15 protein-coding genes and 1 pseudogene are annotated in these 18,534 nt (G+C 58.9%); 10 read left to right on the top strand and 6 right to left on the bottom strand.

All coding sequences use genetic code 11. From position 1 onward, the window contains the following. Positions 1-813: 813 nt before the first annotated feature. From MU553_RS21780 to MU553_RS21770, 3 genes are read right to left on the bottom strand one after another with little or no spacing between them, the layout of a single operon-like run. Positions 814-4,125, bottom strand: coding sequence for a VirB4 family type IV secretion system protein (locus MU553_RS21780; protein WP_247381599.1), 3,312 nt, complete (start codon positions 4,123-4,125; stop codon positions 814-816). 6 nt (positions 4,126-4,131) lie between these two features. Continuing rightward, positions 4,132-5,682, bottom strand: coding sequence for a TrbL/VirB6 family protein (locus MU553_RS21775; RefSeq protein WP_247381597.1), 1,551 nt, complete (start codon positions 5,680-5,682; stop codon positions 4,132-4,134). 58 nt (positions 5,683-5,740) lie between these two features. After that, complete coding sequence (locus MU553_RS21770) at positions 5,741-6,082, bottom strand: hypothetical protein (RefSeq protein ID WP_247381595.1); 342 nt, start codon at positions 6,080-6,082, stop codon at positions 5,741-5,743. A 218-nt stretch (positions 6,083-6,300) separates the two neighbouring features. Between MU553_RS21770 and MU553_RS21765 the strand changes: the two genes are divergently transcribed. Beyond that, positions 6,301-7,347 (top strand): hypothetical protein, encoded by a 1,047-nt coding sequence (locus tag MU553_RS21765; protein WP_247381593.1) that lies wholly within the window; start codon positions 6,301-6,303, stop codon positions 7,345-7,347. 96 nt (positions 7,348-7,443) lie between these two features. Next, on the top strand, positions 7,444-7,716 hold the full coding sequence (locus tag MU553_RS21760) for a DUF8069 family protein (protein ID WP_247381590.1): 273 nt from the start codon (positions 7,444-7,446) through the stop codon (positions 7,714-7,716). Positions 7,717-7,747: 31 nt separating this feature from the next. Here MU553_RS21760 and MU553_RS23915 read toward each other — a convergent pair. Continuing rightward, a pseudogene (locus MU553_RS23915) lies at positions 7,748-7,846 on the bottom strand (PadR family transcriptional regulator); the annotation flags it as partial. Between the two features lie 101 nt (positions 7,847-7,947). On the opposite strand from MU553_RS23915, the gene MU553_RS21755 reads away from it, so the two are divergent. The 7 genes from MU553_RS21755 (at position 7,948) to MU553_RS21725 (ending at position 14,302) form a co-directional block, all read left to right on the top strand. Continuing rightward, positions 7,948-8,901, top strand: a complete 954-nt coding sequence (locus tag MU553_RS21755; RefSeq protein WP_247381588.1) for an ImmA/IrrE family metallo-endopeptidase — start codon at positions 7,948-7,950, stop codon at positions 8,899-8,901. Between the two features lie 354 nt (positions 8,902-9,255). Further along, the gene (locus MU553_RS21750) at positions 9,256-9,549 is read left to right on the top strand and encodes a PadR family transcriptional regulator (protein ID WP_247381586.1); all 294 of its coding nucleotides are present in this window, start codon (positions 9,256-9,258) and stop codon (positions 9,547-9,549) included. Positions 9,550-10,837: 1,288 nt separating this feature from the next. Further along, positions 10,838-11,833 carry a hypothetical protein gene (locus MU553_RS21745; RefSeq protein ID WP_247381584.1) on the top strand — a complete coding sequence of 332 codons (996 nt, stop codon included), beginning with the start codon at positions 10,838-10,840 and terminating at the stop codon, positions 11,831-11,833. Between the two features lie 53 nt (positions 11,834-11,886). Beyond that, positions 11,887-12,639: a mechanosensitive ion channel family protein gene (locus tag MU553_RS21740; RefSeq protein ID WP_247381582.1), complete on the top strand. Its 753-nt coding sequence runs from the start codon at positions 11,887-11,889 to the stop codon at positions 12,637-12,639. A 425-nt stretch (positions 12,640-13,064) separates the two neighbouring features. After that, positions 13,065-13,535 carry a DUF7992 family protein gene (locus MU553_RS21735; protein WP_247381579.1) on the top strand — a complete coding sequence of 157 codons (471 nt, stop codon included), beginning with the start codon at positions 13,065-13,067 and terminating at the stop codon, positions 13,533-13,535. Between the two features lie 186 nt (positions 13,536-13,721). Then, a complete protein-coding gene (locus MU553_RS21730) occupies positions 13,722-13,925 on the top strand; it encodes a hypothetical protein (protein WP_247381576.1) in 204 nt (67 codons plus the stop codon). A 44-nt stretch (positions 13,926-13,969) separates the two neighbouring features. Beyond that, complete coding sequence (locus MU553_RS21725; RefSeq protein ID WP_247381573.1) at positions 13,970-14,302, top strand: DUF5789 family protein; 333 nt, start codon at positions 13,970-13,972, stop codon at positions 14,300-14,302. Between the two features lie 161 nt (positions 14,303-14,463). Here MU553_RS21725 and MU553_RS21720 read toward each other — a convergent pair whose 3' ends face one another. Then, a complete protein-coding gene (locus MU553_RS21720) occupies positions 14,464-14,733 on the bottom strand; it encodes a HalOD1 output domain-containing protein (protein WP_247381572.1) in 270 nt (89 codons plus the stop codon). Positions 14,734-15,643: 910 nt separating this feature from the next. Next, entirely contained in the window at positions 15,644-16,453 is an 810-nt protein-coding gene (locus MU553_RS21715; protein ID WP_247381570.1) for a formate/nitrite transporter family protein, read from the bottom strand. Between the two features lie 614 nt (positions 16,454-17,067). Between MU553_RS21715 and MU553_RS21710 the strand changes: the two genes are divergently transcribed. Beyond that, positions 17,068-18,276, top strand: a complete 1,209-nt coding sequence (locus tag MU553_RS21710; protein ID WP_247381567.1) for a CBS domain-containing protein — start codon at positions 17,068-17,070, stop codon at positions 18,274-18,276. Positions 18,277-18,534: the final 258 nt, after the last annotated feature.

The following is an 18,534-nucleotide window of genomic DNA, read 5'->3' as shown; positions in this document are numbered from 1 at the left end:
CGGCGGCACTTGAGGGTCGACGTCGACGCTAGTCTTGATGAGAGCGTCGACTTAGGGTCAGGCTGGGACCGACCGATCCGAGTCGGGGCGCATCGAACCCGGACCTGCTGTGGCGGCCAGGCAACGAGCAGGTGGGGAAACAGGTGTGGCGAGCCGGTGGATCCAACAGTGAGTTTAGACGTGGCTGTGGGGCAGAGTGAGTGCGACAGTGGGGCACCCAGGCCAGCGTAGAGAGGATCGAAAATCGACGAGAGGTAGGTCAGCGAGCGTATGATTTTCAGGTGGCAGATCCGATTTCGGGGGCCGATTCTGGAGGGCAAGATAAAGGGGTACCACACCACAGTCAAAATCGCAAGACGGCAGTCGATCCAATCTACCACACACCACAAAATCTGTGCTAGATTGGGTGCTAGACCGGTGCAGTCCTGCGGTTTTCGAAAAATCTGTGCTAGATTCCACCACCGTAATATAGCAGACAAATAGACCGGATCGAGATCCGATCGCACGCTCGGCAGGACGCGTAATCCGTCGGACAGTAAGCAACACAGCCCCATAGTGTCAAAAGTGGATTATTTTGGAGACACAAGCCACACCAGTATTCTCCGGTGGTCGATTCCCGCTCTCCACACCAGCAGATTCACGGCTGAATGACTCTCGCAATGGCTGCTGGTAGGTGGAGTTTCAAACGGTGGAGTCCCCGCTCCATGATCGCCGGTAGTCGAGCCACTATAGCTAAATTATCATCGAGAACAACGCGACTGACTTGCGACCCAAACTCAGTGATCAGCCGAGACTGGAAGGATCCAACGTAGGTTACTCGTCTTCATCTTCGTCGTCGTCCGAGAGGATCTCGTCCTCGATCGGGGATGCCTGGACGAGCGTTCGCAGCCAGCCCTCGACATCACGGAAGTCCACGAGTGCCTCGGTGTAGCCGACACCGGCTTCACCGGGCGTCGCGTCCTGTTTCACGAAGGTGATATCTTTCTCGTTCATGCCGAATCCATCACGGGCGATTTCCCGATCCAGTTTCGGAGTGTTAAAGAATTCGACAGTTGAACACTGGCCGGTAATCGTCTCCCGATGGCTATCGGCTTCTTGGTCAGTCGTCGCGACGAACTCGTCGGGATCCTGGCTGACGAACCACATCATCGCGTCGTGATGACGCCAGTGGCGAGCCGCTCGCTGAAGCCACTGGACCATCTCGTCGGAGTGCAGCAGGTAGTGCGCCTCGTCGATCACGAACATCGTCTGACCGGGCGCGCGTTTGACCGTCTGGTACGCCTGGGTGAGCATCAGATGGAGCATCGCCGACTTGTCGGCGTCGCCCTGTCCTTCGATCTGCTGGAGGTCGAGATACGTGACCTCGCCCGGATCGATCGACACCTCCGTCTCACCCCGGAGATGGTTGTACTTGCCCGTCTCTTTGAACCCCGAGAGGTAGTCGAGCAGCTCGGCAGCCTGCTGAGCTTTGTGCTCTTTCTCCCGCTCGGTATCACCCATCGTGAATCGCCCCGGGTGGCGGGCCATCTCCTTGGCAGTCTCGATGAAGTCATCCAGGGTGGGTTGCTCATCGACCTCGATATCATCGGGCGTGATCCCGTGGTCGATGAACGTGTGCTCGATGCACTCTTCGATGGTCGAGGAGTATTTGTCTGGGTCTGGTCCGCTGATACTGACGATCCTGGCGATGAACTCCCGCCCACTATCCACGGCCATGCGGAACGGGTCAACCGAGATATCGGTGTTTTCCAGCACCGCTTCGGGTGGTTCTTCGACATCGAGCGGGTTGATCGTATCTGCCCCGTCGACGACGATGTGCTCCCCGTTACACAGGTCGACGATGTCGTCGAACCCACCCATCGTATCACAGAGGATCAGCGTCCGGTTCCCCGGATCCGCGGCCCACCAGCGAAGGGCGCGCTTGCCGACGGCATAGGTTTTGCCTGACCCACTCGGTGCGATCGTCAGCTGGTGGGGAGCTCCACCGCGGTTGAACGGGTCCGCCTTGAGCACCGTCCCGTTCTGGACAGAGCGCCCGTACTCGACGCCGGAATCTTCCTGCATGTACCGGGTCGCCGGTGGGAACGTCGCTGCTGGCGTCCCGCCGAGCGTCATGCGATACCGGTTACGGAACGAGTTGTCGTCGTAGACATCCCGACCGACGGGTCCACAGGACTCGAACATGAGCTTCTGCTTCGAGGCCGGCGCCAGCGCCATCATGTCCGCTGGCTTCGATTCAAGGATATCGTGCACCTGGTCGGCTTTCTCGTCCAGCGCCCGGATCTTGTACAGGTCCATCGTCGAAGCCTGATCGTCGAGCAGTTCGTCAATGCGTTCCTCAGCTTTGTCCAGGGCCGCCTCGTTGCCCACCCGGACAGTGACGTAGGCATTGATGTCCCAGGGCTGGGTGTTGGACTGCTGCAGAAGCTTGTACATCGTCATGTACGTGTCGAGATCGTCCGTAAGCGCAACCGACGACACGTCCGTCTCGGCCTCGCGTTCGACCGCTTCAGCGTCGATCTCGGCGATCAGATGTTCGAGTTCGTGAATGGTCGACGCCCGGTCGCGTGGGCGGCACTTGATGTTGACATCCACGTCGACGCCCTGAATGGTGTAGAGGTCCTGCAGGAGCATCGACTCGGGGTTCGCCGGCCAGGACGCCAGCCAGAACGTCTTACAGAACTGATCGCCGACACGCACGAATCCGGTGTCGATATCGTACGATTCCGGCGCCAGGCGATCCTGCAGCCCGACAGACTGGTGACGCTCGTACAGGTCCTCCGGGTTGGCGCCGTCAGCAGTTGTAGCCTCGTCACCGACGGATGGGATTCGTTCGACGGCAGCCAACAATCGGTCAGGCATGACCTGTGTAGCCGTCGCCAGTCGTGAGCGGTCAGGACCACCTTCAGCGGTGTCAGACTCATCTTCTGACTGATCATCACTATCTGAGTCTTCTTCAGGCGCTACCTGCGTAGCGCCACCGTCAGCCGCTTTCCCGCCGGGCTGGTTCGAACGAACAGTGACCGGCCCGGTCTGGGTCGACTCCAGATCCACGTCACCCTCGACGTGGTCAGGGACGTCGCCGGTGTCCATCCACTCCCGGATGTGGGGCCACGTCGACACCGACGAATCAGTGCATACCTGCTCCTGCGAGAGGGAATTCGACTGTTCCGTTCCCGTCCACTTGTCGGCGACCAGCGCTGCCAGTTCCTCGGGTGACACCCGGTCGACGGAGACACCGTCGATCGGCGAGAACACGTCGTGTTCGAGCGTGGAGAGGCGACGGTGCAGGGTTTCGACCATCTTTTTCCGTCGTTTCTGTTCTTCGAGCGTGTCATCCGTGAGGAACGGCACGAACAGTTCGAGCAGCCGACGCCCGCGAGACTGGACTGTCTGTTTGCGGACGGAGACCTCCTCCGGTTTGACCTCCACACGAACGTAATGCCGCCACTTGCGAGGTTGCCAGACCGTCTCCTGTTCCTCGTGCCACTGGTCGATATCGTACAGCAGGTTCCGGAGATCGAACCACTCGGGGCCAGCCAGTTCCTCGGAATTGGCGGCCTTTCGGTAGGGCTCCGTGATCTCCGCTGGATCAACCCGCGACGTCGTCGAATAGAACTCGAAATTGAAGTCCTTGATGTCTTCGTCGATACCCTTCGCGAGTTGCCCGACGAGCAGGTTCAGTTCCGACTCGGTGGCCTTGTCCGTATTCCGGCCGTGGAGCCGGACGAGCCCGACCAATCGGCCGTCAGCCATCTTAACGAAGCCGTTGCTATGGATCTGTTCGACGCCGTGGACCGTCTCTTCGGCTGCGGTCTCGTGACTCATCGGGAGCTGCAGCCAATTTTTGAGCTTCAGACGCGGTGCGTACAGTTTGTCCCTCGGACTCGTGAAGTCGTGACTGCTGAGTACCACGAGGAAGGCAGTGAGCGCCAGCAGGACACCCAGCGCGATGACGAGAGCGCTGCTCATGCCGGAGAGAAGGAACAGGCCGGCGACGGCCACGAGCACACCCGGGACCACTAACACGAGTTCGGCCGCTGGGATCGGACCGAGTTTGATGCCCGTATTCACATATGGCGGTACGACCTGCGTCGGATCGCGATCGATCTGTTGCTGTGGCATGAGTGATTACCTCCGTCGGCCATCGCGGTCGAGAATCTGGTCACGGCGAATCTGCTCTCGGCGGCGACGCTCTCTACTCATTCGCTGAGAGGGCGATCGATTCCCGTGCTCGTCGTAGGGCCGGCTGGCACGGCCGCTCTGAGCGGGAGTCTCATCGCCATCGTCACCACCACCGCGCCCGTCGGCACCGCTGTCATCTCCGGTCAGTCTTCCTCTGGGCAGCCGGTTGTTTCGCGGGAGCGCAATGGGGTTTGCAGCCGTCCCCCGTTCGGCCGGTGGCCCTGTCGCGCGGCCTCGGGGGAGTCGAGCGACTACCCCACCGCCACCCCCGCTACCTCCTTCCGGGTCCGGATCATCGTCATCGGACCGGAATCGTGAGCTAACCGCCGACAGCGTCGCCGCGACATCGCGACCCGTCTTTTTCACCTGCTCCTTTCGCTTCTCGTACCGCCGTTCGGCGTTTCTGTAGTGCCGGCCGGCGTACTCGGCCTTGTGGCCCAGGTCACGCATCCCCAGGTCGACCCCGGCACCCATCGTGATCTGTTTGAGCATCGCATACGGGAGCAGAACCGTCGCGAACAGCACCCCGCCGGGAATCATCAGCAGCGACATGACCGTGCCCTGGACTGACGCCTGCGTGAAGTCGACTGAGAGTAACAACCGAAGGATGAGCCCCTGAGCCACGTTCAACACGAGCAGCCCGCCGTACAGGTTGACGACGAACTGTCCCACACTGTGCAGATACCCCTCTTTGAACGAGACTGCGGCCCACCCGAGCGGCCAGAGGTAAATCACCAGTAGCAGCAGGAACACCTGCACCGTGATCACGAGCAACCCAATGAAGCCGATTGCAGGGAACAACACGACGATAACGGCGTTGATGAACAGGCCGTAGCCGAACTTGGCGAAGTCGGTGAAGCCACCAGAGAAGACATCGAGGAACTCGTTGGCACCGGGCGCTAACCCGTCCGACAACGTACTGGCGACGTGTAACCCGAAGGGGGCGATGAACCACGTGAGAAAGACCATCGAGAACGACAGGCCCCAAGTCTTCCACGCCTGGCGACGTCGCACGGCGTTGCTATACCGGAAGTTGAGCGCCCCGGAGAACGCCAGCATGATGACGGCGAGGGCGATATTGATCTGCGTCGCCTCGTACACGTCACCCCAGAGCGTGTTTTTCGCGTTCCCACTGCTGTCGACGGGGACCCACGTCGACGGATCAGTCGGGTCACCAGGAGCCGGCACATACGTCGCCAACTCAACGGTGTCGCCGAACAGACCGACGAATCCCGAGGCAGCCGACGATAGTATCCCACTCAGCACCTCATGGCCCGTCGCGATCGGATCTGTGATAGCTGGTGGTAATTTATCATAGATATTCTGGGGCAAATCCGAGATACCGCTCTGTATGCCCCCGAGGGTGTCAAGGATGGAGCTAAGTACGCCATCACTTCTCCCGTCAGCGCTCTCGTTCTGTGCCACTGCGACGCCAGGCACTGTCGTACACAGTACTACCAGTGCCAGCAATGCAGCCACCAGACGATTGTTGTCCATCAATTACTGATATTCCGCAAAGTCATCTCTGGAGCTACTGCTCCGTGGACAGCACCCGTCAGAACATGACGGGCGCGAGGACCAGGACGTTCGAGAGGTCCACACACGAGAGCGTAACGAGGCCCACCTGATCGAGGATCGCTGCAAACACTCCCGGCATGAAGGCCCCCACCAGCGTGATTCCAGCCCCCTTCAACTGTTCCTGGCCCTCGCGCTTCTTTTCCGTCCGCGGGCTGCCATACTTATTGAAGGCGAGCGTCCCCCGGTAGACCGCAAGCAAGACCAGAAAGATCGTGATGAGCCCCAGTCCGATCACGATCAGCTCACCGAATCCGGTCTCACAGACTGCTGTCCCCGCCTGATCCGCACCTGACTGTAGGACAACTGTCTCCCCCAGCATCGATGGCAAAGCCAAGACTGTCATCGTGTATTTATTTCAATCCAATTGCCTAGTTAATTTTCACCGCGGCTATACACTGTGTTTTAAGTCAGATTTCTCCAGTCAAAGTGTAGTTTCTCCCCGATTTGGTGGCTCAAAATTAGTTCATGTCGTTGAGTGGCCTCACGTGAGGTGAGTGAGAGCGAGTTTGTTTCCCTCGAGAAGAGTGGAGCAGTCCAATGACCAGCAAGCGATCGACACTCGCGAAATTCAGCGAGACCGACAGCGACCTTGATCCCTCAGCAGTTGCCGTCGCCCGGTGCTCTCGACTCACTTCGGTTCCAGACCGCGACACTGTCGGATGGGAAAGCGGAGATGAGGAATGGGGGCTCACCACCCGCCGACCGACCGCACCGATCAGGACCGGCGCTGGGCCAGTGAGTCCTCAGCAGGTTCGATGGGTCACCGATGGGAACGTCGCAGCCTACGTCGACGACCACGGCGACGGTGAGGTATGGCGGATTCCGGACACCTTTGACCAGTTCAGCGAGATTGGGACGTACGTCTCCTACGTCGACGGACGGGCTGAGCAGTACGGCTACGGTATCGACGGCCAGAGTCTCGAAAAAGCGTTCCGTGCGTTGACCGGCGGTGGCCGCTACGATGCATCGGATTATTCTGTGATCCCATGTGGTCGCCAGCCCTGGATTCTCTCGGGCCCAGAGGGGACGCTGTTGTGCAGCTGCTTCCCCGTCGACCGTCCATCTGACGAGAACCAACGACGAACCAGCACGATCACGCCAGCTGGCCAAGCAATCGAGATCGAAGAAGAAAACTCCCTGGTTCTGGCCGGCGCCAGCCACTTCGTTGAGTTGCTTACCGAGGCAGAAGGTGTCGAAATCCTCGAAGCCGAGTATGACCAGATCCGTAATCGGACCATGCATATCTTCCACGGCGGTGGTGCCAACTGGAAGATCAGCGCCGAGGACCTTGCGACGCTCGGTCGAATCGCACTCGATCCAGCATCGGTTCCAGTCGCCCAAGAGCGAATGGTTCAACCACCGAACAGCACTGGAGAGATCTCTGTCGAATGGGACGGGCCAACTCACCAGGTTGGTGAACGCGTCAACGACGCTATCATCGCCGGCTACGAGTTTACCTGGGAAAACCCGGGCGACACACTCGAATGCGTAGCGACGGTTCGGACCTACCGACTCAGAAACTCACACAGCCGCTATCGAGTCGACTATCATTCAGATCGACTTGCTGCAGTCGTTCCGAACTAGCCACGTAACAGGACTAATCGTTATTAATGCGGCAACATCATTACATATAACCCTAGCGGGAGCCAGCGGTTTGTTCTCCCCAAGTGGGGTGCAGGCATGGACTACTACGATGATACATTGAACGACCACGAACGATTTGAGCGCCGTCAGCTAGCTCAAGACCGGGACCGTCGACGGCAGGGTGTACTCTCCATCGACGAGCAGCGGGCCGCACAGATCGTACGTGCCCTCCGTGAGCAGCACATCGTCGACGTGCAACCAGAAGGACAGCTGTTAATCCACACCCCAACAGGAACGAAGTTCGAGGACGATCGTGCTCTGGTGTACTTTCACCGGGGCTGGCAAGCAGCAGACGACAGCGATAGCTGACCGACGCCGTCAATGTCTTCCCAAGCTTACCATCGTTGACGTACTGCTGTTCCCACTCACGGCGGGCTTCGAGTTCGCGGCGACCCCGTCCGGTGATCGGTTGACTGGTCGTTCGGTTGTCGATCGGACCGTGTAGCTGTCGACTACTGCTTTGAGAGCACGCCAGGCAGAGTTTATTCTCCCCGCTGCGGGTGCGGGAGCGTTCCAGAGTGAGCGTTCCGCGGACTACCAATGTCGACGAGAAACACCGACACGACTGACGAACTGGCTCACCAGCAGACGACGTCCTTCGACGATACTGACGAGCGTGCCGATGAGATGCGTGAGCAGCTGGACGCCTGGGTCGAAGACCTCGCAGATCTCGCCGACGAGGCACTCGCGAGCGACCAGTTTCAGGAGTGGCTGGACGTCCAGAGCAAGTTCCACGACTACTCCCACCGGAACACATTGCTCATCAAGCTGCAGTGCCCCGAGGCCACGAAGGTCGCTGGGTTCTGGACCTGGAAAAACGAGTTCGATCGCTCCGTCAAGAAGGGCGAGTCGGCGATCTGGATCTGGGCACCGATCATCACGAACCGCTGTCCCGAATGCGAAAACTCGCCGTCGTATCACGAAGGAAGCGACTGTGACTACGACGAGACTGAGCCCGAAGAGTGGTCCGAAGGGCTCGTCGGGTTCAAGCCGACGTCGGTGTTCGATATCTCCCAGACCGAGGGTGAGCCACTGCCCAAGCTAAACACAGATACTCACGGTGAAACTGATGGTCTCGTCGACGCGTTGCTCGACGCCGGCGAGGCGCTCGGATTCGATATCGAGATCGTCGACCCATCTGACTGGACACACGGGAACGCCAACGGGGTCTGCGAACGGCGGAGTCCGACCACCACCCGTCCAGTGATCGAAGTGGTTGACCGGGACAACAGTGCCGACCTGGCACGAACGCTCATTCACGAGTTCGCACACGCGATCCTCCACTTCGAGCCGGATGCCGACGAAGACGAAGCAAAACTGGAAGTTGAAGCCGAAGCTATCGCCTACATCGTCTGTCGGTATTTCGGCCTCGATGCGGACAACTCCAGGTTCTACCTGGCTGCCTGGGATGGGGATGCACCCGAGACGATCCATGATCGGCTCGCTCGAATTTCCCGGACTGCCGAGGAAGTGATCACTGCTGTCGATGAGTGAGGGGAGATAGACAGCAGTTGAGTAATTGAATTCACCCCTGAAAAACTACAAGACCATCCTGCTGTATACACGGCGCGTATGCAGCACGTCGCACACCGAGAATCGAGGTCGTCTGATTCAGTCAGTACAAACCTTGAACTGCTCTGGCTGCGGAGGGATTTTGAGTCTCCATCGGCTATTAGTCGTGGTGTCGGACGATTGTTCTAGTGGGGACTCTTCTTGGATGCATCCAATCAGAGCCAGACCCACGGCCGTTTGACCGAGTGCAGGACAGCGTCACAGGCCAGTCACGGACTCTCGGCGTCGGTAATCAGCTCATACTGATGAGGGACACGAATCGATTCAGTGTATCGCATGTTCGACCTGACTGGTTTCCAGCGCGATATCCTGTACCTCGTCGCTGGCCTTGACGATCCGCATGGCCTCGCCATCAAAGACGAATTGGAGTCCTACTACGAGGACGAAATTCACCACGGCCGTCTGTACCCAAACCTCGACGAGTTGGTCGAGAAGGGACTGGTCAACAAGGGCAAGCAAGATCGGCGGACCAACATCTACAAACTTACTGACCGCGGAACTCGTGAGCTCGAAAATCGTCGTGAGTGGGAACAACAGTATTGCCAAGACGTCCCCGTCCAGCCAGCCTGAGACAGATAGCCGTCGACGGCACGACCGGCTAGGCTATATCGAGGCTGCTTGTCAACTGGTGTTGCAGGTCCCCACCTGTATAGAAGCGGTCGACGATAGCTGACTGGTGGCGGGGACAGGCTGGCACGATGACGACGCCGTCGCCGACTGACAGCACTGGGTGTGGTGGGTTGTGTGGCGCAAGCCGACACCCTGGACAGACGATGCCGCCCGCTGGTCGGTGTGGGATGATGCGTGGGGTATCCTCTGTGGTGTAGCCACATTGTTCGGCAAACTGGTCAAGGTGGTCATCACACCCGATAACCGGGACTGTCAGGTGATCGAAGAGCAGGTAGCTGACTGTCTCCCACCCCTGCGATTCCAGTGCTGCTGCACAGTCGTCACAGTGGATCGGTGGCCGTGACGCTGGACTCTCTGGCTCATGCTCAGATAGTTCGCAGGGACTCATTAGCAGTGTATCAGTACGATGGACGCGAGCCAAGTAAGTTATACGACGTTACACCGTCACGCCAGCGAACCTGCTGCAACAGGTCCGCTGCGAGCGACCCCGACCCGAACACATCTAGCGGAATCATTCGTGTCGGGCACCGCTGACGCGGTGCGCTTGTCTTGTTCGACTCTATAGCGACCGCTCAGCAGTATCAACAATCACCTACGGATGAGCGATCTGCGTTTTTTTATTCAAAAGACGCGACCGATGAGGACCTCAAAACCATGTGGATTCGATCTCCAGAGAGTGAGACCATCTAGTTAACAGATCAGAAATGACTGGCAACTTATCGGGCTGTATCCGACGATAGCGTCGAAGTGTTCTCTCTGTCCGCAGTAGTGGTCCCATTGCTATCTATCCATACACGAGACTCAGTAACGGGAAAGGTTCTCGCACCAGGTGTGCGTTTTATATCTTGAACGCCTTTGTGATAGCATACGAAAGCTGTTAGATTTCTCAACGGTCAGTAGGCAGTTCTACTGACCGGCTGATTCATCCGAATCGGTGTGAAACCGACGATGGCCGACTGCTGACTATATCCTCTGAATTCAGCACGACACGTCTGACAGAAAGTGGAGAGTTTTCAGTGACCCTGCAAGATGCACAGCGCGTATTCAGCGGCGGTAGCGCTACAGTCCGTGGATGGGCCGGGAGGACAAATAATCAGTGACTCGGATAATCGTCTCACAGCCGTGTTGAGTCGCGAGCCAGACGAATTGAGAGGGTGCTGAAGACCGTCTGAGGGGATTGATCCGAATCCGGTATCATCAACCAGCTTGACGTTGAGGGGAGGATACTATGAAGGATAGTACCGTCGAACGGGGACAACGGTGGCCGGACGTCGATGTCTCCACGCTCCTCGGTGCCGACCACGAGGCGTTCGAGGCGGCCCTCTCGGGCGAGGAGGGCGGGCCGGTTGCCGTCGTGGGCGATCCCTTCTCCGGACGCAGGTCCGTCCTCGACCGTGCTGTGCGAGAGCTGGACGCAACCCGGGTTAGCCTTGACCCGGGCGACGGGGTCGACCGAATCCGGCCGCGGATCAACCGGGGACCAGTCGTGATAGAGGACTGCCACCACCTGTACGAGCGTCGTATCGGCGGCTTCGAGGAGCTGTCTGCGTTTCTCGACGAGCTGGTGGGCGTCGACGCGACTGTGGTGACCGGCTGGAACCGGTACGCGTGGGCGTACCTCGAGTCGATGCAGGACCTCGACCGGGAGTTTCCCGTCACCGTCGAGATCCACCCCCTTTCCGCAGACCGGATCGCGGAACTCGTGCTCGATCGGTACGACGAGATGCCGACGTTCGTCGCAGACGACTCCGAGCGGAGCGGCATGGTCGTCACGACGCGCCACGAAATTGGCTGGCGGGACTGGTCGGTATCGGTGCCGGTCCCTACGCTGAGTCCAGGTGCAGTCAAGTCCCTGTTTTCGGATGGAAATCTGGATCCAAAGGACGTCACGTTCGGCCGGCTTGCTGCGGTCTCGAACGGGAACCTCGGTGTCGCCACGGCCATCTTGGAGACCCGTCACGGGTCGGAGGTGCGCCCGAGCGACATCGCCGTTCCCACCTCCGGCCGGGACATGGACCGCGAGGAGGCGTTCTGTCTGCGGATCGTGCTCGCGAAAGAGCGGGTCGACCGGGAACAGCTCACGGGAATCGTCGACGGACTCGACCGGGTCCTCAGGCGCCTCGCGCGCGACGGTCTCGTCACGGTCGAGGACGATATCGTGGAACTGGTACCGGCGGCAGTGCCGGCCGCCGCGCCGGCGATCGAACGGGGGAAGATAATGTGACCGCGCTCCAGGCGCTGATAGACCTGGGGTCAGTCCAGGGGACGATCACCAGAATGGTGGGTGTGCTCGTCGCCGCGTACCTGGCCACTCGGGTGGTCGGGTACCTGTTCACGCTGGTCGCCGAGCGCGTTCCCCGCCGGCGGCTCAGCATCAAGATCTTCAATCCGATCGCGCGGGTCCTCATTTACGGAACCGCGACGTATCTGATTCTGGGACCGTTGCTCCAACTATCGCCCTCACAGTTGCTCGCAGTATCGGGACTGTTCGGGGCGGCGCTGGGGCTCGGCCTCAAGGACCTCTTCGGGGGGATAATCGGTGGGCTGGTGCTCGTCTCCGAGCGTCCGTACGAGATCGGCGACAAGGTCACCATCGGCGGCGACTACGGCGAGGTAACCGATATCGACCTCCGCGCGACGAAACTGCGGACGCCCGACGACAGCATCGTCAGTATCCCGAACGCAACGATGTTCACCGAGAACGTCTCGAACGCCAACGACGGCGACCCGGAGATGATGGTTGTCGTCGAACTCGCGGTCACCGCCTCTGCGGACGTCGAGCGAGCGAGCGTGATCGTCAAGGAGGCCATGGTGACCTCGAAGTACGTCTTCGTCGACGACGACCACCCGTTCGTGGTCTTTGTCGAGGACGAGACCTACTATCGGACGATTCGCGGCAAGGCGTATGTGGCCGACCTGCGCGACGAGTTTGCGTTCGCCTCGGACGTGACGGAGCGCTCGATGGCCGCCTTCGCCAGCGAAGGGATCGAAATGCCCGAGGCGCCCCTCCATGACTCCGAGCACCGCTGACTCTGCGTGTCGCCTCTCGGTTTCGTCCGATCGAAGTCTGTGTCACGGAGGTCGATCCTGGAGCTGATCACTTCTCATGCCCGGCTGGATGCCTGCTCGTTGTAACGACTCGGCTCACGCTTTCTCTCCCGAAACGAACACTGGATTCTGCTGAATAGATGCTCTAAGTCGGCACCGCCTGTTCTGACGATAGCCTGGGACTTCGTTTCAGCGTCTGCTACATAGAAACGCAAATCGTGCATTGGGAGTCCGTTGGCCAGCCAGGCAAGTCACCTTGACTGTTCGTCCCTGGACTGGGAGCGGTGCTCGGGAGGGTGTGTCCGCAGAGCGTGTCGGGGAGCGACCTGTCGATTACCACTTCACCCGGATTCCCTTCTCGTGGAATCGCTACGGGCCTTTATTGTCGTGCCCGCTCTACTATCGGTATGGCACTCGACGTATCCATCCCAGAGCCACCCGATCTCTCGAACCGGGGGCGACCGAGCGGTTTCGACTGGGAAGAATCGGAGACCCTCGGATCCGAGGACTTCTACCGCGAGGATCTCGAGAACCTCCTCCAGGAAGGCGCGTGGCGTGAGGGGTTCGAGGAGTGGGCGGAGTACACGGATCTCGACGAGGAGGAGGTCCGAGTCGTCGACGACCTCGACCTATTCCAGGCCTTCGACTTCTACCGTGATCCAACGGACGACCACCTCCGCTTCGACGCCCCGACGGTGCCTGAGGACTGGCGCGAGCGCGACGTGACCGACTCGCTCGATTCGAGTTCGGTCTCGGCCATCAACGGCGAATTACATGACCTCGGCCGGGCCGTCCACGAGACACTCCAGAACTACCTCCAGCGGACCCGCGACGCCTCCGACCGGAACGAGGAACCCTTTGGCGAGCGCGAGGAGTAGAGCGAGGTAACGGAGGAACGCGGGCGGTAGTAAGGTGGGCGTGGGTGAGACGGAGGGTGGAGTGGCGGACGGTAGTGAGCCGGGCGGTGGATTGGCGGGCGTTGGTGGGTCAAGAAGCTCTAGGAAGGTGATTCGGGATGAAACCCGAACCGTAGCTAAATCCACCGAATACCGGGCGCGAACTACATGGGTCGTGCTCTCGAGCCATTGGCGACTCAGGAGGACCTCTCGATCCAAGAGGTCTACACCCAGCAGTGGGAACCGAAGACCGGCAACAGCGCCAGGGCCGCCGGGACCGGGTTCGTTGGCGACTGGGTCGTTTTCCTGGTCTTGGGGAGTGGCTTCGAGATCTGGGTCAGTCGGGAGGGGAAGTTCGACCCACATCTCTGACAGGCAGCCCTACTGTTATCCGCCTGAATCCCCTACAGTGGCATATGGCAGATGATGAACAGGGCCGAGATGAGCAGGCGGATGATCAAAAACGTCGCCAGCGAGAGCGGATGCAAGAGGAAGCACGTACCCGCGCCGATGAAGAAGAGCCGATGCGCGTCAACTCCGGTGAGGGGCTTGGTGATCTTGACGAAGCGCTCAAATCGCACGACTATCCAGCCACGACAAATGAGTTGGTTGAGGCCTATGGCGATTATGAACTCGAAACTCAGGACGGCAAGAACTCCCTGGAGGACGTACTCGCTTCAGCTAATGACGAAACATATGACTCAGCTGAGGACGCTCACAGACGGATACTGGGGCTCATAGGGCGATAGCACAACGGTCCGATATACACAGCTCGCAAATTGGACCGCCCGCGCTGAGATAAACTCCGTCTGTGGTTACCTCTCTGCTGAATCCACTCCCTGTATCCCGCACGTTGTTGCTACTAGAACCCGAGTAGGTTTGGCGACCATGCTGCATACAGGGCGCGTACTTAGCGGTGTGACTCGATTGTGATAATCGGGTTCCCTCTTTTGTTGGCAACAATTGTTACAGTCGTCGTATCAGCCTCAAACTGGAGGACCATATTGAGATTCTGTTCCTGAAAAAGCCCGTCAAGGGCGTCTGTATTAATATCTTCACTGATGCACCATTTCTGGTCGATTATATCCTCGTCGTGAGCCTCTGCAATCGCCGAGACGACTGCTAGGCTTAGTGTCTCGTCCTCGTCTGGCTCGTAGTAGAGCTCTTGTGTTTCTTCCATACTGCTAGTGGGACAGTCAACGCAAAATCCGCTATTGCTATTATTTGACGGGATTTCACATTATTAACCTTATTTTTAGGCGACTTCCAAAAGGAAGATCTGGAAAACGGTCGGTTCATCCACTAACGTTGACTACTCAACCTGTACTCAACACGGCGTGATTCCGCTCAGAACACGGTGGAGGATGTCGCTCACTTACTTACATTTTGCCGGGTCTGCAATACATTCGAGGTGCTTGATGCCCAATGGCCACCAAATGCAGTCCATCGTTTAGACTCTCGAACCCAATGTTCCCTACCGCGTGAGAACGCGGCTCGGTCCCTTGATTACCCGACTTGGGCGAACTCTCGGAGAGCCCGAGTACCGTCTCCGTGATACCGAATACGTCGGCACCGTCCAGCAGCCGCTGGATGAGTTCACGGGGACACTCCAGAAACACGGATTCGAGTGAGACCCGCTAGCGTGGTATCACCAGCCGGCAGTTGGATCGGAACCAAATGGTAGCTGGACGTATCGACAGTCTTTGCTGGCTGACAGACAGATTCACGTCATCCTCATCGCCCACTCGCCGGATTATATCGACGTTTTCGCCCACACGGAGTACAGTTGGCTGCGACACCCGATCAAACACCTCCGACAGGTCGGCATCGAGCGGAAAGCCGGTCGTGGCAAAATGCGGGAATGGATCGAGAGTCACAGCATAGAAGTCGATGTCAACTCGCGTCGCCGGCGACGGGTCACAAACGCGGTAAAAGACCTCCGCAAGTACCTTGTGTCAATCAGTCAGTAGCGTGGATTCAACTAATCTTCGATGCGGGGGGCGAGCTGTGCCGCACTCGGTGTTTTCCGGAATTCAGCACGCTATCCGATACCCGTCATCTATGCGATAGCTCAGCATGGCCACTTGCCACTACTCCCCGCCCCGGACAACGTGGCCGTACTTCAATAGGGCAACGAACACAACCCCGCCAACCGCGTTTCCCATCGTGGCTAACGTGAGGAACGATACATAGTCAATCACTGATATCTGGGGCGACAGAAAAACGCCGAATAGCACCTCGACGTTACCGGCAATCGAATGGGGGAGGTGGAGGATCGCGATAACACCAGTGACAATAAAGATGATAATGAGACGGCTTGTCGTCTCCTGGGCAGCGGTAACCAGCCACGCGAGCAGTCCCATCAGCCACCCCGCAAGCACGCCAGCGACGAATAGCCATGTGAAACCGTGGGTAACGAGTGAGAGACCGATAGTTTCGAAGGCTTCCGGCGAGGCGACACCCAGATCGGGCAGCTGCGTAACGATGAGTGCGACGAACACTGCACCGCCGACGATATTACTGACGTAGACCAAGCCCCAGAGACGGCCGAGTTCCGCGAGTGACGCTCGTCCGTCGAGGACCGGCATCACGGCCACGGTCGTATGTTCGGTGAACAGTTCTAATCGTCCCAAGATGACAAACATGAATCCGATAGAGTAGACACTCGCAAGTAGCAACTCCGTCCCGAGATCACCATACCCACCCGGTGAGAGGGTGAGTATCACCGCCATCAATACTGGACCAAACCCAATATCCAGACCAGCAGACAATCCAGAAAGTAACAATCCGTTCGTCTCGCGGTTGATTTCGTGGAACCCGCTTTCAATCAACGAATCGAGGACCTCTGTAACTCGCGTTGGATCAACCGAGTCCTTGCTTTCCGGTCCTGATTCTTTCACACACTTCCACTGAGTCCGTCGCTGCAAAAGCATAGTGACCGAAGCGATTGACCTCCTCCTCCGCGTGAACAGAGAGGGATCAAAGATCCCTCAGGCAGCCGGCCGTAGGCCGGCGACACGGAGGAATCCTACCACGGGATTTCAGGCCCAGCGTTGCGGCCTGTTGGTTTCAAGACGCATACCCCCTGCTGGGTTTCAGCATCGTCCCCAGAAATCTCCGATTTTCGAACGACCTGCGTGACCGGGCCACAGCCCTAGAGCGAGGGAGAAAACGAGAGTTTCGCCGGTATGCTGCCGGTTCCCTCTGAGTGTGGGTTGGAACCGGTACGGTCTGTTTCCGCAGGCCGATCATCCGGTAGCCGGATGCCACGGCCGTCAGGCCGTGGAGGAGGTCACTTCTGGTAGCGACAATATATTTTCACACAATTCGGGCGTAACATAGATACCCATCAATCCTCCGAGGTTGTGACGCAGTGAGAATGGGACTCTCAATTCATAGCGAGTCTGTCACAGAAACGCGCCTTATACCCCGGCAGTACTCAGCATACCGCTGCTTCCAGGTTCGAGGGGAACAAGCATAACCGTCCAGCGCCCCTCCTTGTACAGGGTACCATATGGACATCTCAGAGGTTCTTTCGACAAAGTTCACGGAGTTCGACATCGGCACACCGCTCTCGAAGGTCGCAGGGTCGTTCGAGAATCAGGAACTCGATGCCGTCGTCGTAACGGACGGCGACGAGTATCGCGGCGTCGTCAGTCGCCGACAGCTGGCGTCCTCGTCTAACCAGCCGTCTGCGAAGGTCGGCTCACAGGTACAGCACGTCCCGACTGTCGACCGCACTGAGGACGTCCGCGAGGTTGCACGGCTCATGATCGGGAGCGACGCCAAAACGCTCCCCGTGCTCGATGACGACCGCGTCGTCGGTGTGGTGACCGGCGATTCCGTCCTCGAAGCTGTGCGTCCGTTTCTCGACGCGGTGACCGTCGACGACGCCTACACGGAAGAGTTGATCAGTGCGACTCCTGACACCACGATCGGGAAAGCACTCAATATGCTTCGAGAAGCCGGTATCGCCCATCTCCCGGTCGTCGACGGCGAGGACCTCGCGGGAATGTTGAGCCTGTACGACGTCATCGAGTTCACGACGCGAGGCGGCAACAAGAGCCAGGGTGGGTCGTCGAGCGGGTTCGGTGGCCGAGGCGGTGGTGGACAGAACCGCGGTGGGTTCGGCGCGCGCGAGGGCGATGCTGACCGGATGCTCGATCTTCCGGTACGGAACCTGATGTCCGACGCGGCCGCGACGGTCGAACGGAGCGCCCCGCTCGACGAGGTCGTCGAGACGATGTTCGACCGGGAGATCTCCTCTCTCGTCGTCACGGCCGACGACACCGATGAGCCGGTCGGTATCATCACGAAAACGGACGTCATCGAGGCGCTCACCTGGGAGCGCGACGACCAGAACGCCGTGCAGGTGTTCGGGCCCGACCTGCTAGAGGGGATGACCTACGACGACGTCTCCGCGCTCATCGAGGACATGACCTCGAAGTACGGAGACATGAGCGTAATCAAGGCCAGCATCGAACTGCAGGAGCACAAAGAACAAAGTCGGGGCGTGCCGCTGGTGCTGGCTCGAATTCGACTGGTCACCGACCGCGGCTATTTCACGGCCGACGGGGAAGGCTACGGTGCATCCCACGCCCTCCGGCTCGCAGCGAACGCAGTTGAACGCCAGCTTCTCAAGGGGAAGACCTACGGCCAATCGAAGAAGCACCCCGACACGGAGGAGCAGGAACAGCTCTACGGCTGGTGGATCGGTGGGTGACTAGACGACGTCCAGCCCACCTCCCGATAGCTTCCCTATCCGCTGGAAATGTGTGCTCCGTCGAAACATCAGTGACTGGTAGGAACCCCATGCTGAAGACAGAAGAGCCGTTTCAGCACGGGAGTTCATTTTATTCCACACGATTTGTGGTAAATCACCCGATGACTGCATCCAGTGTCGTGACCAGATAATCTTATTCTACGAAGTAGACAGAATCCAAGTGATATCCATAGTATCCTCCTTTCCTCAAGGGAGGTT

It is taken from the genome of Halorientalis brevis (genome assembly GCF_023077655.1).
Note: the sequence above shows the minus strand (reverse complement) of the source record. Positions and strands in the feature narration are given on the sequence as shown.

Excerpts from the sequence above, each read along its gene's own strand:
- MU553_RS21745 (WP_247381584.1), top strand. The coding sequence starts at position 10,838 with ATGAAGGATAGTACCGTCGAACGGGGACAACGGTGGCCGGACGTCGAT.
- MU553_RS21735 (WP_247381579.1), top strand. The coding sequence starts at position 13,065 with ATGGCACTCGACGTATCCATCCCAGAGCCACCCGATCTCTCGAACCGG.
- MU553_RS21740 (WP_247381582.1), top strand. The coding sequence starts at position 11,887 with ATGGTGGGTGTGCTCGTCGCCGCGTACCTGGCCACTCGGGTGGTCGGG.
- MU553_RS21780 (WP_247381599.1), bottom strand. The coding sequence starts at position 4,125 with ATGCCACAGCAACAGATCGATCGCGATCCGACGCAGGTCGTACCGCCA.
- MU553_RS21760 (WP_247381590.1), top strand. The coding sequence starts at position 7,444 with ATGGACTACTACGATGATACATTGAACGACCACGAACGATTTGAGCGC.
- MU553_RS21765 (WP_247381593.1), top strand. The coding sequence starts at position 6,301 with ATGACCAGCAAGCGATCGACACTCGCGAAATTCAGCGAGACCGACAGC.
- MU553_RS21770 (WP_247381595.1), bottom strand. The coding sequence starts at position 6,082 with ATGCTGGGGGAGACAGTTGTCCTACAGTCAGGTGCGGATCAGGCGGGG.
- MU553_RS21750 (WP_247381586.1), top strand. The coding sequence starts at position 9,256 with ATGTTCGACCTGACTGGTTTCCAGCGCGATATCCTGTACCTCGTCGCT.
- MU553_RS21730 (WP_247381576.1), top strand. The coding sequence starts at position 13,722 with ATGGGTCGTGCTCTCGAGCCATTGGCGACTCAGGAGGACCTCTCGATC.
- MU553_RS21720 (WP_247381572.1), bottom strand. The coding sequence starts at position 14,733 with ATGGAAGAAACACAAGAGCTCTACTACGAGCCAGACGAGGACGAGACA.
- MU553_RS21725 (WP_247381573.1), top strand. The coding sequence starts at position 13,970 with ATGGCAGATGATGAACAGGGCCGAGATGAGCAGGCGGATGATCAAAAA.
- MU553_RS21775 (WP_247381597.1), bottom strand. The coding sequence starts at position 5,682 with ATGGACAACAATCGTCTGGTGGCTGCATTGCTGGCACTGGTAGTACTG.
- MU553_RS21710 (WP_247381567.1), top strand. The coding sequence starts at position 17,068 with ATGGACATCTCAGAGGTTCTTTCGACAAAGTTCACGGAGTTCGACATC.
- MU553_RS21755 (WP_247381588.1), top strand. The coding sequence starts at position 7,948 with ATGTCGACGAGAAACACCGACACGACTGACGAACTGGCTCACCAGCAG.